The organism is Rothia koreensis (assembly GCF_004136575.1).
Classification (GTDB): domain Bacteria; phylum Actinomycetota; class Actinomycetes; order Actinomycetales; family Micrococcaceae; genus Rothia; species Rothia koreensis.
Map to the genome: position 1 here is coordinate 84,737 of NZ_NOIQ01000004.1, position 15,714 is coordinate 100,450.

The following is a 15,714-nucleotide window of genomic DNA, read 5'->3' on the forward strand; positions in this document are numbered from 1 at the left end:
AATTCGGCGGCGTTTGCCTCCGCCAGGTGGCGCTGTAACCCCCACCTGGCGGAGGCAAACGCCACTCACGAGGGCACCCCCACCCAACAGGACCCCGCACGGCGGCCCGACGTCGTCGCGATGCCCGAACCCAACGACGAAGGGCCGGGGCTGTCCGCCCCGACCCTTCGATCGTCATTCGCTACATCGTCGACTACTTCGACCAGGCTCTCGCGTAGAAGTCCTTGGACCGTGAGTCCAGGAGGTCGCGGTAGGCATCCGGATCGAGTGCCTGTGCGGAGTCATCAGGAACCTTGTCCGTGAAGGCCGAGACGCCCAGCCCCGCCTTGTGGTCCTTCAGCTCGAGGCCCGCGGCCTCGAGAATCGTGGGATACATGTTCAGCTGGTCGATGTTGGGCCGCATCTGGCGGTTCTTGTTCTCGCCCGGCACCCAGACCCTGTTGAAGATCGAGCGGTTCGGGTTGTTGTCCAGCTGCTCGTGGAAGGCATCGCCGGCGCTCATGTGCTTCAGGTGGTCACCCATGATCACCACTGCGGTGTCGTCCAGGTAGCCCTTTTCCTTCATATAGTCCACGTAGCCGGCAACCTGGTCCATCGAGCAGGCGTACACGGAGGTCACGTCACTGTCGGTGTCCTGCTTGCAGTAGTCGTACATGTGGACCGGCTCGTGCGTGTCCAGGGTCAGCATCGACAAGTTGAACGGCTGCCCGGTCTGCTCGGACTCCGCGTGGAGACGGTCGATCTCGTCCCGGGCATGGGCCATGAGGCGCTCGTCGCTCAAGCCCCAGTCGCTCCGGAAGTTCTTGGCATCCTCTCCCATGGAGCGCCAGGTGTTGAGGTCCTTCTCCTCCTCGAAACCGTGGCTGCTCAGGAACTTGTCCTTGGAGGCGAAGGAACCGTTGGCCCCGCCCAGGAACTCGCTCTTGTAGCCGTGGTCGGCCAGCACGTTGCCGGCACAGTTCAGGCCGCCGAGGTAGTTGCCCTGGGTTCCCTCGGACTGTCCGATCGAGCTGCCGCTGCCGATGATTCCGGGGCCCTTGAGCGGGACACCGCACTGGGTCGAGGTCAGACCGGCCATGGTCCATCCGCCGCCCTCGTACTGCTGGAGGTTGTCCACGCTCTTCCAGCCCTCCGACTCCTGGGTCGAGTTCTGGAGCGAGGCGAACGCGTTCTTCTCGAACAGGCTCTCGTCCGTCAGCGTTTCCTCGCCGGACTCGAGGTAGATGGTCACCACGTTGTTCTTCTTGGAGTCGTCGGTGACCTGCGGCTCGGCGTAGTAGTCATTCATGTCGTACTTCGAGCTGGCCGACTTGATGTAGTCGCTCATGCCGACGGTGGTGGCAAAGGCCGACCCTCCGCCGACCGTCAGGGCGACGACCAGCACGGTGGAGATCGACCGACGGATCCACGGCTTGCGCCGTTTCGTGTGCTCCAGGCCGTTCTTGCGAAGTTTGCGGAGCCGGAGGTGACGGAACACCGCGATGCCGATCGTGATCAGAACCGGAAGGACCCCGATGCCGAAGATGCCCATCCACACGATGGCGCCACCGCCCCCGTCCGTCTGCACGGACACGAGGTTGAGGAGCATTTGCCCCACCGAGATCTTGCCCCAGAAAAAGCGAATACCCAGCCCTGCGACGAGCAGGACCAGACTGAACCAGATCAAGATGTAGACCAGAATGCCGCCGATAATGGCGCCTGTACGTCGGCTTACTTCGACAAACCGACCGGACATGTTCTTACCTCGCGTTCGCTGACTGAGTGGCTCCCCCGGAATCATGGCCGCATATGGCAAAAGGGCTCATTAAGGATCCTGGCTACAGTACACTACCCGTTTACGCGTCATTAACCCACCGTCGGCGTGTTCTTTGGCACGTCAACGGCCTGAGTCCGGAAGGACTCCGCCCGCGGCACCCAGCCTCACGCGGCGCAAGACGGCGACCCGGAGCCCCGCTCCTTCATGGCCGACGTCACCCCAGAAGTGAAGCGTAGCCCTCTCGATACGAGGGGTATCGGAAGTCCGTCAGCGACCGCACCAGCGAGCCATCGATCGACTTGCCCCGGCCTCCCCCGCTCCCGGAGACATCGGGTGGAGCCGGAACACCCAGGAGTCCGGCGATGTGATCGGCAACGGCGCCCAGGGGCGCCGGGCTGTGGTCGACCGCGTGCACCAGCTCAGGCGGATTTTCGGTCCCAAGGACGGATTCGATGACCGAGACCAGATCGTCCCGGTGGATGCGATTGGTCATGCGATTCCGAGCCACGGGCTCGCCGCGAGCCACTCGGTCCGCCAATGAGGTTCGGCCGGGCCCATAGATCCCAGCGGGACGCACGATCACAAGGCGCGGGAAGAGGCCCATGGCCAGGAGCTCGGCAGCCCTCAGAATTTTTGCCGTCTCGCGACTCGGCGAGGGATCGGTCGCTTCGGTCACGATTTCGCCGTCGTTCTGTCCGAAGACTCCGGTGGAGGACACCAGGACGACGAGGGGTTCGGCCCCACCCTCGTCCCGAGGAAGCGCCCGCGCCAGACCGCGCAGCCCATTCACGTACGTTCTTTCATAGGCATTCGCGTCGGTGGAGTCCGCCGTCAGGGTGACGACCACGGCGTCGGCCCTCGGAAGGTCGCCTTCCCGCGCAGTCGTCAGGTCCAGGGCGAGACCCGAGACCTCTGCGGGAAGCAGGGCGGCTCGACGTCGAACGCCCGTTGCGCTCCACCCCTGGGCGATCATCCTCAAGCCGGTGGCGATTCCGACGTCGCCGCACCCGGCGAGAAGAACATGCTGGCTGGTCATTGGTGTCCGGCGCCGAAGGCTTCGGCAACACCGTTGAGCTGGTTCTTGAAATCGTTGTAACCGTCGAGATCGAGCGAGACCGTGGCCCAGATCTTTTCCGGAACGCCTTCGGCGTCGTGCCGCAGCTCGGCGCCCGTTTCGGTCAGAGCGATGAGGCGTCGACGCTCGTCCTCCGGGTCACGAAGCCGCTCGAGCAGTCCCCGCTGTTCCAGGCGACGAAGGACCGGAGTCAGCGTTCCACTGTCCAGCCCGAGAAGCTCACCGATCTGTCCGACGCTCTGCGCTTCCTCGGTTTGCCACAGGGTCAGCATGACCAGGTACTGCGGGTACGTCAGCCCCAAGCCCTCAAGGAGGGGCCTGTAGGCGCGCACCATCGCGTGACTCGCCCGGTAGAGGGAGAAGCACAGTTGGTTGTCCAGAGCCAATGGAGAGTTCGATGTCGACACGGCCTCATTCTAACAAACCCGTTGACACATTTATATTGTGCGCAATATAGTTGTGCCTTAAGCAAATGCGAGGAGTTGATCATGGAACCTCTGTACACGGCAGAAGCCCTGAGCACGGGAGACGGCCGTTCCGGCCACGTGCGTTCGAGCGACGACACCATCTCGGTCAACCTGGCCCCGCCCCAGGAAATGGGCGGAAGCGGACAGGGAAGCAATCCGGAGCAGCTCTTCGCGGCGGGATACGCCGCGTGCTTCCATTCGGCTCTCCAGATGGTGGCCAAGGCCGACCACAAGAAGCTGGGCGATTCCGCGGTGGGTGCACGCGTTTCCATCGGCAAGGAAGGCGAAGGATTCGGCCTCTCCGTTGTCCTGGAGGTCGTTGTTCCCGACCTGCCCGTTGAGGAATCGAGGGAGCTGGCCGAGAAGGCCCATCAGGTATGCCCCTACTCCAGGGCGACCCGCGGCAACATCGACGTGGAGCTGGAAGTCACCGACCAGTAGCACCCGGCCTCGGGGAGGCTCATCAGGTGTTCTGGGTCTCCCCGACGTCGCCGACGTCCGCGTCGGCCGTCTCGTCAATAATGTTGAGGATGTGCTGGAAGTGCGCCGAATCCGGCTCGATCAATGACCCGTGGGTGTCCCCGTCGGTCAGGTGAAGACTCCCCCGACCGCCGGCCTTCTTGACCGCATCGATATAGCGCCGCGAGTTCTCCGGCGACACGACCTCGTCGGCAGTCCCGTGCACCGCGACGACGGGCAGGGACGTATCGATGTTCTGAATCGGGTCAACCTCGGAGTACCGCTGAGCGAGCTGCTCCGGGGTGCCGCCCAGGGCATTGGTGATATTGACGTCGCCATGATCCGCCGCGTACTTCATGTCCAGAGGACCCGCCAAGGAGACCACGCGCGTCGGGACGAACTTCGGATGGGCACCGAGTTCGTGTTCCTCCTTCGAATCGCGCGTGCCCGCCCACATGGCCAGTTGCGCCCCGGCGCTGTGACCGACAACCAGTTCGTCGTCCGTCGTGAACTCGGGGTGCTGCTTGCTGAGTTCCGGGATGAAGTCCATGGCCGAGGCGACGTCGGTGAACGTCGTCGGCCAACCGCCTCCCGAACCCACGCGGCGGTATTCGATGTTGTACACGGCCATGCCACGATCCACGAGTGATTCCGCATAGGCCTCGAAGTCCTTGGCACCGATCGAGCTCTGCCAGGCCCCGCCGTGGACCAGAACCACCAACGGAACGGATTTGGCCTTGTGGTCGCCTGCCGGAAGATACAGGTCGCCCCAGTTCTGCGAAGGGTCCCCCTCGCCCTTGACCGGGTAATTCACCCTCTTGTACAGCGGCTCGTCCCGCTGCACCACCGTTTCCGCCTCCGCCTTGGGCGCCGATGACGACGCCGCGGACGCCGAGGGGCCCGAACTCGAGGCCTTCGCACCTTGTTCACCATCGGGATCCCCGGAAGAGCACGAGGCCAGGAGGAACGCGAAGATCACCCCCATCGCGGCTTTGCGCGCCCTCGGCAGCCACACCCGGTCGGAATTCGCAACGGTCATCGGGGGCTCTCTTCCTGATACGGATGCGGTAGTGTCCGGCCGCATCGTGATTCGGGGAATCTGTATTCACGTGCTATGGATCACTGTATCAGTGGCGCTGATTTTCCCGTCAACAGGCGGACGACCCACTTTCCGACGCGCTTTCCGTAGCTTTGTAATTTCCACAATTTCGGACATTCGCCCCTTCGAAACGGAGTCGAATCTAGACTTTCTGCCCAAAGACGCGCCGACTGGCCCGCCGGTCGGACTTCTTCAACCCATCCGCGGTCTTGCCAGGATTCGCTCGCCCACCTCGTGCGGCGCCGTCTCGGGACGGACCAGTCCGGGCCCCGACGGGATGGGAAATCGTCGAACCTTTGGGGGAAGGTGTTTCATGCATTCGAGTCGGGAACAGGGTTATTCGTGTCGTCACGGACGGAGCAGGACGCGGGCCCGATCCGTGCGCGTATCCACGCTCAGTGGCCTGCTGATAGCAGCCGCCGCGACGAGTCACTATGCGGAGGCCGCCACTCCGCAGCACGCCACGGCCGTCACCAACCGAGAAGCCTCGAATCATCGAGAACGTGTCCCCGTGGACAGCTCGGTCCTGGACAACGCCGTGGCCGCGGCAGAAGAGGCCGGAGTCCGGGTGGAGCGGAAGACGGCTTCGCCCGACGTCGTGGACCCGGACTCGGTTCGGGAACGCCAGGAATCGATCTCACGGTCCTACCGGGACCAGGCGAATGCTCTCGGCTCGGTCGCCGAGAAAGCCCGGAACGAGCGCGAGAGGCACACCAAGCAGGTGGCCGAATCCGAGGCGCGGTACCGGCAGGCCAGCGAAACCTACGAATCCGAGAAGAAGGCCTACGATGCCGCCAAGTCGGATTACGACGCTCGGAAGGCGGCCTACGACGCACATCTCAAGGAGCAGATCACTGACGCGAATCCCGACGTGGCTCTGACACCCGGGAAGCTCGTGCACGAACAGCCGTTCACGATCTCGGAAAACAGGAACAGTCTGTTCTCGGTCGAAGGCATCGAGAATCACCCAGGGCAAGCGAACCAGTTCGACCGCCACAATAATTACAACTCGGATTCGGTGACCCATATCAATCCCGTCGACGGTTCGAGCTTCACCATCACGTACAGGAACGTGGCCAAGGACAAGGCTTCCGGCCGTACTCTGGATGCCCGGATCCTGGTCTCGGACGTCGTCACATCGGCCACGAACGCCGGCGAACCGGCCATCGAGGTCTTTTCGAACTATTCGGACAATCTGGCGCTGTACAAGGTCACCGCACTCAAACAGACCATCACTTTCACCTACTCCGACACCGGCGAGGACTACGCCAACAACTACTACGTGTCCTTCGGCTCTCTGAACGGCCAAACAGGCGACGGGGCCTCCCGGTACGAGTTCGCCAGCGGAACGTACACCGCTGGCGGGGACGGGGTCATCGCCACGTTCCTCAATCCTGAGTCAGAGATCTCCCCGCGGTCCCAGCCGGTTCACTTGGCGTCCCGACGGGAGGTCCCTCGAGCTTTCATGCTTCCTCAGGGAAGCAACCAGTCCCGAAGCATTGAGGACACCGACCCAGAGATCATGCGGCGACTCGGCGTGACCTTCCTGGCGCACAATGGGTCGTCCTTCTGGGTGGGGACCTCGGGCGGCTCCGATGGGCGGGATCCCGACGACGTCGGCGGCATCACCGCGACGTACAACCACGTGATGCTCTCTGCCGACACCGTCGCACCGACCGAGTCGATGCCCGCGCCGCCGACCCCGCCGAAGCCTCCCGTACGGGAGGTGGTCCCCGAGCTGGACCCGATCGTCGCCACGGTGGAGTACCACGAGCTCTATGCCCGCGGTTCCGGGACGGTGAAAACCGCTCCTGGCGAGGGAAAGTTCGTTCTACCCGGTCAGCTGACCCATCAGACCGTGACCAAGCGGACCGGTTTCGAACCACTCCGGCAGTTCGTGGTGGGAGACAACATCTTCGCAACCGAGGACGGTCGGATCCCGGTGTCCGTCGACATGTCATCGGTCCGTGTCACTTCGGGGTCGCGGGACGCTTCGGACTCCTTCCGCCTCTCGCAGGAGGAAACGGAATTCCTGGGGAAGAAGGTCCTGCAGGTACGTGCGGAGGCCATCGACCCTGCATCCTTGCCGATCAACACCGAGTTCACCCTGCACATTGCGCCCATGGCATTGGCCGATGGGAAGGCCGACGACCTGGTGGATGCGGGCTTCGGCATCGTCAACGGCAGGCTCGACTACACCGAGCCTCACACCTACCACGAGCCCTCGATTGAGCCGCACAAACATGGTCTGGTTCCGGGGACGAGCACGATGGTCGATGGCCGAACCGTCACCGTGGGAGACACCATCGAATACAGGCTGCTCCTGGACACTTCCCAACTGGTTGACGTCGCCGAGCCCATCACTCGGTTCGGGATGCTGGATGACTACGACGAACGACACGGCCACATCTCCACAGCGGCGGTCCGTGTTCTCAAGCTCCCGGCCGATTCGGACATTGCACCGACAGCGCCTTGGGACGATCTCACCCGACACGGCGCGGAGGACGTCACGGACACGTTCGACGTGACGGATGCGGGAGCCCAAGGCATCTCGATCATGGCGAAGGTCGTGGATGGTGCACCGCTTCCCCCACTCGGATTCAAATACGCCATTTCGCTGCCGTACACGGTCTCGGCGAATGCCGATGGTGAGATCCGGAATTCCGCGTGGGAGATCGTCAACGACCACAAGGTCCAGACGGAGACCGTGGTCAATGGCATGAAGGGCATCAGGCCGCACAAGGACATCGTGGTTTCCGCCAAGGACCAGTCGTCGTTGGACGGGAAGGAAATACACCGTGGGCAAACCTTCGAATACAGACTGGATTCCTCGGTTCGTCCGTCGCACTATGCGGGACGCACTGTCGAATGGTCCGTATTCGACGACTACGACGAATCCCACGACCGGTACGACGGGGACTTCACCGTCCTCTCCCGGAGCGACTTTGTTCTGGACGACGGAACCGCCGTTTCTGCCGGGCAGGACATCACTCGCTTCTTCGCCCAGAAAATCGACGCCCGTTCGGGGGCCGTGACCTTCGCGGCCACGGAAGACTTGTTGAAGGTCCTCAACCTCGACAAGAATCTCGAGAAGGAACAGTCCTGGTCGGTGTACGCCCGAATGACACGGATCGCGGCCGGCGACGTCGAGAACACCTTTACCGAGTCCTACAACGGTACGTGGTCGGACTCCAACACGGTGCGGACTCGAACTCCCGAACCTCCCGCGCCTCAACCACGTCCGAAGAACCCGGAGCAACCTCCGGCACCGGCGTCCGAGCTTTCCCCCACCCCCGAGCCTCCGGCGCCACCGGTTCGGCCGCCCGCCGGGCATCCCGACGTGCCTGAGGCATCAGGGCCCGCGGAACCCTCGAGACCATCGCCGGGCGAACCGTCCGTCGGCCCTCGCTCTCCCGGACCTGCAGCATCGACTGTCGCGTACGATCCTGCGGGCAAAGGTCCAACAGCACGCACGGGCAATACCGGAGAGGACAGCCACGATCCCGTCCTCGCGGGAGGTGCGGCCCTCGGGGGAACTCTGCTGGGGTACGGCATCTACCGCGCACGCCACCGAAGGATGGAGGAATAAATGCTTCACCCGCGGGCGGCATCGTGGCCGAGTCATTCTCCCAGAAGCACCGCTGCGCGGCCGGGTGCGGGACGCGGCCCTCGCCGCGGACGGGCAATGATCTGCGCCGGGCTCCTGATTCTGCTCCTCACGGCCCTGGCACAGTGCGAAAGCATGCGAAACGTTCCGCTCCCCCTGCGGAACCCGGAGCTCATGTTCCGTCCTGTCTCGGCCTCGCCCGAGGGGCACCGACTCGTGGACCGCGGTCCCGACCGGACTGCTCTGGACGCGGACACCGGCGGTCAATACGCCCCGCGACCTCACCGCGCATTCCGTCATGCGTCCTGCCAGGCCACCACGGACCCGGATCCGGGGCCTCCGATCCGAGCGAACAGCTGGCGTGCGTCGTCGTTGGCGGCGCAGGCGAGCTTTGCCCCGGTCAGAGCCACCGAATCCGGCGAAGTTCCCTTGCCGGACGCCCCCGGTGGCTCCTGGGACGACCGGTCCGCCCCGGCCGGTTCTACCACCGGCTCCACGTTCGTGGCCGGGCATGTCAACCATTCCTCTGGCCGGCTGTCCCCGTGGGGGCGATTGCACGACCTGGAACCGTGTGCGCCCATCGAGGTCGCCGATTCGAACGGTGGCATCCACACCTACCGCGTCACCGACCTCTACGTCGTTCCCCAGGAACGACTCAAAGACCTCACTGCTCTGGTAGCAAAGACGGGCCCCCCGAGGCTCCACCTCGTGACCTGCTCCGGTCCAGAGGTCTCAGAGGTCGCGGACGGCCGGTTCGATTACCAGGACAATCTGGTGGTCCGGGCCGAATTGGTCCAAGAACCGGCGTGATGACCGTTCGGAGGGGCCTTAGTCCTCGAGGTGCTCGATGTCGTCGAATGCCTCGGTCCTGACGCCCTTGCGGTGCACGAAGAACCAGTTGATCAGCCCCAGCACGATACCGATGACCAACAATGCACCGGCAATTTCGTACTGAATCCACGCCGACCGGTCCCGAACCCAGGGCCCGGCCAAGTAGATACAAGTAATCACACCGAGGATGGGAACGATCGTTGGGGCCCTGAATGCACCTGAAGGAGTGGGATCGCGCCTGAGCACGAGGAGCGCGACATTGACGACGGCGAAGACGCACAGCAACAACAGCGCGGTCGTTCCTCCGAGGGCTCCGACGATGCTCTCCTGCCCACTGAGATTCACATACAGAATCAACCCGATAGCGAGAATCGTGGTGAAGATGATCGAGACCCATGGCGAGCGACGCTTCGGCAGCACACCCGCGAACGGTTTGGGCAGAACGTGCTGCTTGGCGAGCCCATAGAGAAGACGGCTTGCCATCAGCATGTTGATCAGGGCGGTGTTGACCACAGCGAAGATCGTCAGGAACGGGAAGATCACGTCAACCGGGATACCCGGGGCACCCACGCGCACCACGTCGAGAAGAACGCCGGCATCCGGGTTCTTCGGGTTTGCGATGTCCCCCGGTGGAATCACGATCGTCACCGTGACCGCAACGAGGATATAGATGATCACGCAGACACCGAGCCCGGTCAGCATCATCCGTGGCATGTCCCTCTTCGGGTTCTTGCATTCCTCGACCAAGTTGACTGAATCCTCGAAGCCGACCATGGCAAAGAAAGCAACAGAGGTTGCCATGGTGACGGCTGCGAACATGTTCCGGTCGCTGTGGTTCTCGAAGACGACAATGCGTCCGAGCTCGCCCTGGCCACCGATGATGGCCGCGAAACCGATCGCGATGACGATTCCCATCGCCAGCAAGGTCACACACGTGAGGATCACATTGAACTTCACACTCTCACCGATACCGCGAAGGTTCACCAGACCCAGCACCACGATGATGGCGACGGCCGAGAGCATGGAGGCCGTGGGACCGTTGGGGATGCCTGGGATGAACTCGCCGATACCGATCAGCAGGTTCTTGCCCACCAAAGTCGATGAGGTTGCGGCGCTGGTGATACCCGAACACGCGACCGCGAAGGCCACGATGAAGGTCACGAAGTGGATGCCGAAGGCCTTGTGTATATACAGCGCCGCACCGGCAGCCTGTGGGTACTTGGTCACCAGCTCCAAGTAGGAGAAAGCAGTGAACGTGGCAACCACGAAAGCCACGAGGAACGGCAACCAGGCCACGCCGCCCACTTCTTTGGACACGGGCCCCGTGATGGCGAAGACGCCCGCTCCGATCACGTCCCCAATGATCAGGAGGACAAGTAGCTTCGGGCCGATGACTTTTTTGAGCTCTCTCGGTTCGGTGCTCGTCTCAGCTGCTTCGGTACTCACGGGAGAACCCCTCTATCAGTCGATGCGCGTGTCTTGCACGTCACTCTACGGTGTGATTCGGCGTGCAGGGGCACAATTCAATCACGGATTCACCGACATTGGCCCCTCCCCTGACAAGCGACGACGCCCGACTGCCTGTTCACAACCCGGAAATCACGCGAGACCTACCGCATTGCCGACGAGGAGCGCAGTATGGGAGTACGAGAACAGAGACATGCATCACTGTCGCACCCGGGAAGAGGACTGAACAGATGAAGACCGTGAGCTCAACCGTAGTCTTCGACACGAACGACATCGAGACGGAGACGGCCTTCTGGGCCGCGCTGATCGGGGGCGAGGTCGATGAGGAGGACCGCGACGACCCGCACTGGCGAGACATCCTGGTGGGCGGTGAATTGCGCGTCTCCGTTCAATACGCCGAGGACCACATTCCGCCGACGTGGCCGCCCGAGGAAGGAGATCAGCACCAGCAGGTGCACGTGGATTTCCACGTCGAGCCGGAAGACTTCGAGGATGCGTGCCGCGAGGCGCTCTCGCTGGGAGCGACGTCGATCAGAGAGCCCCGCGACAAGAACGCCTCCCACGGTTTCCACGTCTTCGCCGACCCATCAGGCCACCCCTTCTGCATCTGCTGGGTGTGACGGCACGGCTCCGTGCGATGCTGGGACGAGGCATCAATCCCTGGAGGGCCATGAACACCACGAGCATCACGATTGTTACCGGAGGGCTTGCCCTCCACTCCTCGTCCGCGCAGCTGGCCGACCGGTTCAAGGACGCCGTCAAGGAAGAAATCTCCGGTCGCGGACTCGAACCGAGAATCCGCACCCACCACCTGAGCCAGTTCTGCTACGAGATCGCCGACTTCATCACGAACGGATACCCCGAGGGCGAGTTGGAGAGTCTCCTCAACGAGGTAACCTCCGCCGACGGCGTCATCACCGTCTCCCCGACGTTCCAGGGCAGTTATTCCGGGCTCTTCAAATCCTTCTGGGATCTGATGTCGGCCGAGGACTTCGAGGGCAAACCCCTCCTTCTGGGAGCCACGGGCGGCTCGCCGCGACAGTCCATGGTCCTCGAATACTCGATGCGACCGCTGTTCACGTTCCTCCATGCCGACGTCGTCCCGACCGGCGTCTACGCAACCTCGACCGAGCTGTCCTCAGAACACACGCTGGAGGACCGCATCGGACGAGCGGCACGGGAGTTCGCGCAGAAGGTCGTCCCGGAGACCGAGTAAGCCGCCCCCGGAGTCCACGACGGCGGGCAAGGCTCCCGCAGAGAATCACGCGGAGAGGATCCCGCCGGCTCCGATATATCCGGCCATCATGGCCCTGGCGACGTTGCGAAGATCGTCGTCGTCCGGGAGGAACGTCGAGGAATGCAGGCTCTCCGACGTCCCGGTGCCGACGAACAGCATGAGGGACGGAAGCGATTCGGCGTAGAACGCGAAGTCGTCGGCCCCCAGCGATCTCATGTCTTCGACGACCGAGAAGCCGCGGTTCACCAGAACCTCGTGAGCGGATTCGGTCACGGCGGGGTCATTGAACAAGACCGGCTCTCCCGCGGTGATGCGAACGTCCGCCGTGCAACCATGCACCTCGGCGATCCCGTTCGCGATGTCGCAGACCTTCTGGCGCAGCTGCTGCCGCGTCCGCTCGTCCAATGACCGCAACGTACCGGAAACCGTAGCTTCGCCCGGGACCACGTTGGCCGCCTCACCCGCGGCAAACGAAGAAACACCCAGCACGGCGGGACTCATCGGGTCCACCAACCGGCTCACCACGCTCTGGAGCCCGACCACAACCTGCGACGCGGCGAACAACGAATCGTTGGTCAGGTGAGGGTAGGCGGCGTGGCCAGGGGTTCCCCGAATCGTCATATGAAACTCGTCGGCGGCGGCGTTGACCCCGCCGGGAGTGCAGGACACATGGCCTGCGTCCAAGGTCGACTGCACGTGGGTTCCGATCATGGCGCCGCACTGCTGGTCCGTCAGAACCCCCGAATCCGCGATGTCCTCGGCCCCCGAGGGATACGTTTCCTCGCGCGGCTGGAGCACGGCCAGAGCCGGCCAGGGGGCTCCCGCGTCGCGCACCGCCGACATGACGGCGACCAAGGCTGCCATGTGGACATCGTGTCCGCACGCATGCATGGCACCCAGGTTCTCCGACCGCCACGAGGCCTCGGTTTCTTCGACGACCGGCAAGGCATCCAGCTCCGCCCGCAGTCCGACGGCCGGTCCGGACCCTCCGACTCGACACACCGCACCCGTGCCGGCGAGATGCATCACCGACTCCGGGTCGACCACCCCGTCCAAGTGTTTGAGGACTGTGTCCCGGGTCCCCGCCTCCTTGCCGGAGACCTCCGGGACGCGATGCAGAGTTCTTCGAAGCTCACGGGCCGCGGGCATGTGAGCGTCCAGGGCTTCCCACAATCGGTTCTCGTTCATGCATCCAATCCATAGACACATCGTGCATTGTCTCTGGCCACCATCTCGGCAACGCGACATGCGTCCGAGGCCGACCACTCGCCGTCCTGAACCCATTGCCGAAGGACTGCTGCCGTACCCCGTCGCCACAGCACGGACCCCAGGTAATGGAGCTCGGGCGGACCCCACGCGTCCGAGGAATAGAGCAGCTTGCCGAACGGTGCCAGCTCCATACTTTCGGCGATGACCCTGGACGAAGCGGCGCCCGTGTAGTTGATGCCGAGCCCCACGTCCATGTACACGTGCGGAAACACGTGGGCGAGGTATCCCGCCATCCGGTGGTACGGGTAGCAGTGCAGCAGCATCACGCGCACGCCGGTCGGCTCCACGGTCCGCAGCCACTCGGTCAGCAGAGCGGGATTGCACCGGTGCATGTCCAAGTCCGGGTCCCCGAACCCCACGTGCAATTGCAACGGCATCCCGGTGTCGCAGGCCGCGAAGAGCAGAAACCGCAGAAGGACCGGGTCTTCGACGCGCGGACGCGTTCCGGACTCGAACGTCGTCATCCAGGCCCGTGCCGCGGCCTTCACCTCGGCACTCGTCGGACGGGTTGGCTCGAAGTCGAAGCCGTACCTGTACGCCACGATGGATTTCCAGCCGACCGCGGTTCGCGCCGCTTCGTCCAGGGCCTCCCGGAATCGCTGTTCCAGTTCCTCCGGTTCACAGGTCAGGGCAACGTCCTCGAGCGTGGATTCCAGCCGGACGATCTCTCGAGACCGCCCGTCCAGCTCGGCTTCCATGCGCTCCACGTCCCAGATGTCGTCCGCCGAGAAACCGGTGTCGACCACCCAGTCCCCGACACCGGCCGCGCCCAGGAACAGCCTCGCCAGTTCCCCGGGCGACCAGGTCGCTCTGGCGTCCCAATAGTCGTCGGCGGCAACGCGTTCCGGAAGCCCCAGCAGAGGGGCGCAATGCCTTCGCACGGCAAAGCCCAGCTGGGAATCGAAGGCGGTGAGCCCGGGCGGCTGGGGCCGGTCGGACTCGGAAATCAGCGATTCGAAGCCATCGCGGTCGACCTCCAGAGCCAGGGGCCCGTGAACGTGGTGGTCGACGAGTCGAACCGTCGCCAGGGTTTCGTCGAGATCAGTAGGCATGAGCCACCTTTCGGCAGACCTCGAGCGGGTCGAGCCCATCGACCGCCGCGAGGTCCGCCTTCTTGACGTCCACATAGGTCCGAAGGAGTTTCGGGTCGAACCAGGAGGTGGCGATGTCGTCCGAGGTCAGTGCAGTCAGAGCGTCGTTGACGTCGGTCGGCAATTTCGGTGTCCGGGCGAGATCTTCCGTCGGGGCGTCCTCCTGCCAGATCCTCTCCCTGCGGTAGTTCCTCCGGATGCCTTCCATTCCCGCACGGACGATGGCGCCGACGGCCAACCACGGATTGCTCGTCGCATCCGCGGCACGGTACTCGAGGTTGAACTGGTGCTGGGGGCGGCCACCACCCAACGTGCTCGTCGGGCAGATTCGCACCAGAGCCTCCCGGTGGTACTCGCCGAGGAAGACACCGCCAACGCTCCACCGATGCGGGCTCAGTCGCAGGTACGACGACGGGCTGCACGCCGTCAGCGCCGACAGCGCCCGGGCGTGCTTGATGATTCCGGCCGCGAATTGGGCGCCGACCTCGGCCAGGTCGGAAGGTTGTTCGGGGTCGTGCAGAACAGGGGCACCGGTGGTGCCGTCCCGGAGGGAGAAATGGATGTGGACACCGTTTCCCGATCCTTCGGGGTCCAGAAGGGGCGCGAAGGATGCGGTTCGACCACGTCGTCGCGCGAGATCCCTGACCAGGTCCCGGAGGACGACGGCGCGGTCGGCCGCTTCCAGGGCACCGGTGGGCCGGAGGGTGATCTCGAACTGATCCCGGCCGTACTCGGGCAACCACGTCTCCGGCTCCAGCCCCACGTGGTTGAGAAGATCCACCAGGTCGGTCCCGAACGGCTCCGCCGCCCGGAACCGTTCGAAGGAGAACGGGGCGGTTTCCTCGGCACCGGTCATGCTGAACTCGTGCTCGAAGGAGGCCACGACCTCCAGACCGGTCAGCTCCTTGAATTCGTCGAGAGCATTGCGTGCGAACGTCCGCGGGCAGCACTCCCACGGGGAACCATCCGGAAGGGTCTGGTCCGCAAGGTAGAAGTTCAGGCCAGGAGCTTCCCCGTCGGCAGGCACGGTCACCACGGAACCGGCGTCGGGAATCAGGCGAAGATCACCTGTCGCCCCGAAAACATTGTCCTCCGCGATGCTTCCGAAAGCCCCGATGGCCAGGTTCGCCGGAACCCATCCGACGCCTTTGGTCAGCACCGAAGGCGTTTCCTTCCCGGGAACCGAACGTCCTCGGGTCTGTGCCGAGATGTCGTTGGTTGCGATGAAAGTCAGGGGTGATGTTGGCATAATTTTCCGCTCGTTTTCGAAGGAAAGATGCAATTCTGGATCTTGCGTTTCACGAACCGCATTTTGTCGTTCTACAGTAACGCACATTACACGCCCAGGGAGACGCG

Annotated in this window: 13 protein-coding genes; 5 read left to right on the forward strand and 8 right to left on the reverse strand. The window is 63.7% G+C overall.

Features of this window, described 5'->3' with window-relative positions; translation table 11 throughout:
* Nucleotides 1–193: 193 nt before the first annotated feature.
* From EWU68_RS05825 to EWU68_RS13410, 3 genes are all read right to left on the reverse strand, one after another.
* On the reverse strand, nt 194–1,735 hold the full coding sequence (locus EWU68_RS05825; RefSeq protein WP_129315178.1) for a sulfatase-like hydrolase/transferase: 1,542 nt from the start codon (nt 1,733–1,735) through the stop codon (nt 194–196).
* Nucleotides 1,736–1,970: 235 nt separating this feature from the next.
* The gene (locus tag EWU68_RS05830; protein WP_129315179.1) at nt 1,971–2,792 is read right to left on the reverse strand and encodes a Rossmann-fold NAD(P)-binding domain-containing protein; all 822 of its coding nucleotides are present in this window, start codon (nt 2,790–2,792) and stop codon (nt 1,971–1,973) included.
* On the reverse strand, nt 2,789–3,238 hold the full coding sequence (locus EWU68_RS13410; protein WP_274542738.1) for a MarR family winged helix-turn-helix transcriptional regulator: 450 nt from the start codon (nt 3,236–3,238) through the stop codon (nt 2,789–2,791). Before EWU68_RS13410 ends, EWU68_RS05830 begins: the two co-directional genes overlap by 4 nt.
* A gap of 81 nt (nt 3,239–3,319) precedes the next feature.
* On the opposite strand from EWU68_RS13410, the gene EWU68_RS05840 reads away from it, so the two are divergent.
* Nucleotides 3,320–3,739 carry an organic hydroperoxide resistance protein gene (locus EWU68_RS05840; RefSeq protein ID WP_129315180.1) on the forward strand — a complete coding sequence of 140 codons (420 nt, stop codon included), beginning with the start codon at nt 3,320–3,322 and terminating at the stop codon, nt 3,737–3,739.
* 22 nt (nt 3,740–3,761) lie between these two features.
* Here EWU68_RS05840 and EWU68_RS05845 read toward each other — a convergent pair whose 3' ends face one another.
* Nucleotides 3,762–4,796, reverse strand: coding sequence for an alpha/beta hydrolase family protein (locus EWU68_RS05845; RefSeq protein ID WP_202976691.1), 1,035 nt, complete (start codon nt 4,794–4,796; stop codon nt 3,762–3,764).
* Nucleotides 4,797–5,235: 439 nt separating this feature from the next.
* On the opposite strand from EWU68_RS05845, the gene EWU68_RS05850 reads away from it, so the two are divergent.
* Both EWU68_RS05850 and EWU68_RS05855 read left to right on the forward strand, forming a co-directional pair.
* Nucleotides 5,236–8,445: an LPXTG cell wall anchor domain-containing protein gene (locus EWU68_RS05850; RefSeq protein WP_162421370.1), complete on the forward strand. Its 3,210-nt coding sequence runs from the start codon at nt 5,236–5,238 to the stop codon at nt 8,443–8,445.
* Between the two features lie 153 nt (nt 8,446–8,598).
* Nucleotides 8,599–9,273: a class F sortase gene (locus EWU68_RS05855; RefSeq protein ID WP_162421368.1), complete on the forward strand. Its 675-nt coding sequence runs from the start codon at nt 8,599–8,601 to the stop codon at nt 9,271–9,273.
* An 18-nt stretch (nt 9,274–9,291) separates the two neighbouring features.
* On the opposite strand, the gene EWU68_RS05860 is transcribed toward EWU68_RS05855, so the two are convergent.
* Nucleotides 9,292–10,740 (reverse strand): APC family permease, encoded by a 1,449-nt coding sequence (locus EWU68_RS05860; protein ID WP_129315183.1) that lies wholly within the window; start codon nt 10,738–10,740, stop codon nt 9,292–9,294.
* A gap of 260 nt (nt 10,741–11,000) precedes the next feature.
* On the opposite strand from EWU68_RS05860, the gene EWU68_RS05865 reads away from it, so the two are divergent.
* Nucleotides 11,001–11,381, forward strand: coding sequence for a VOC family protein (locus EWU68_RS05865; protein WP_420852875.1), 381 nt, complete (start codon nt 11,001–11,003; stop codon nt 11,379–11,381).
* Between the two features lie 50 nt (nt 11,382–11,431).
* Nucleotides 11,432–11,977 (forward strand): CE1759 family FMN reductase, encoded by a 546-nt coding sequence (locus EWU68_RS05870; protein ID WP_162421366.1) that lies wholly within the window; start codon nt 11,432–11,434, stop codon nt 11,975–11,977.
* Between the two features lie 45 nt (nt 11,978–12,022).
* On the opposite strand, the gene EWU68_RS05875 is transcribed toward EWU68_RS05870, so the two are convergent.
* Genes EWU68_RS05875 through EWU68_RS05885 form a run of 3 tightly spaced genes read right to left on the reverse strand, consistent with a single transcriptional unit; the run spans nt 12,023 to nt 15,607 of the window.
* On the reverse strand, nt 12,023–13,186 hold the full coding sequence (locus tag EWU68_RS05875) for a M20 metallopeptidase family protein (RefSeq protein ID WP_129315186.1): 1,164 nt from the start codon (nt 13,184–13,186) through the stop codon (nt 12,023–12,025).
* Nucleotides 13,183–14,319, reverse strand: coding sequence for an amidohydrolase family protein (locus EWU68_RS05880; protein ID WP_129315187.1), 1,137 nt, complete (start codon nt 14,317–14,319; stop codon nt 13,183–13,185). Before EWU68_RS05880 ends, EWU68_RS05875 begins: the two co-directional genes overlap by 4 nt.
* On the reverse strand, nt 14,309–15,607 hold the full coding sequence (locus EWU68_RS05885; RefSeq protein WP_129315188.1) for a type I glutamate--ammonia ligase: 1,299 nt from the start codon (nt 15,605–15,607) through the stop codon (nt 14,309–14,311). The genes EWU68_RS05880 and EWU68_RS05885 overlap by 11 nt, the downstream gene beginning before the upstream one ends.
* Nucleotides 15,608–15,714: the final 107 nt, after the last annotated feature.

What these genes read in the sequence shown, in the direction of transcription:
- EWU68_RS05845 (WP_202976691.1), bottom strand. Translation starts at nt 4,796, where the DNA reads ATGACCGTTGCGAATTCCGACCGGGTGTGGCTGCCGAGGGCGCGCAAA.
- EWU68_RS05825 (WP_129315178.1), bottom strand. Translation starts at nt 1,735, where the DNA reads ATGTCCGGTCGGTTTGTCGAAGTAAGCCGACGTACAGGCGCCATTATC.
- EWU68_RS05830 (WP_129315179.1), bottom strand. Translation starts at nt 2,792, where the DNA reads ATGACCAGCCAGCATGTTCTTCTCGCCGGGTGCGGCGACGTCGGAATC.
- EWU68_RS05870 (WP_162421366.1), top strand. Translation starts at nt 11,432, where the DNA reads ATGAACACCACGAGCATCACGATTGTTACCGGAGGGCTTGCCCTCCAC.
- EWU68_RS05885 (WP_129315188.1), bottom strand. Translation starts at nt 15,607, where the DNA reads ATGCCAACATCACCCCTGACTTTCATCGCAACCAACGACATCTCGGCA.
- EWU68_RS05840 (WP_129315180.1), top strand. Translation starts at nt 3,320, where the DNA reads ATGGAACCTCTGTACACGGCAGAAGCCCTGAGCACGGGAGACGGCCGT.
- EWU68_RS05880 (WP_129315187.1), bottom strand. Translation starts at nt 14,319, where the DNA reads ATGCCTACTGATCTCGACGAAACCCTGGCGACGGTTCGACTCGTCGAC.
- EWU68_RS05875 (WP_129315186.1), bottom strand. Translation starts at nt 13,186, where the DNA reads ATGAACGAGAACCGATTGTGGGAAGCCCTGGACGCTCACATGCCCGCG.
- EWU68_RS05855 (WP_162421368.1), top strand. Translation starts at nt 8,599, where the DNA reads ATGCGAAACGTTCCGCTCCCCCTGCGGAACCCGGAGCTCATGTTCCGT.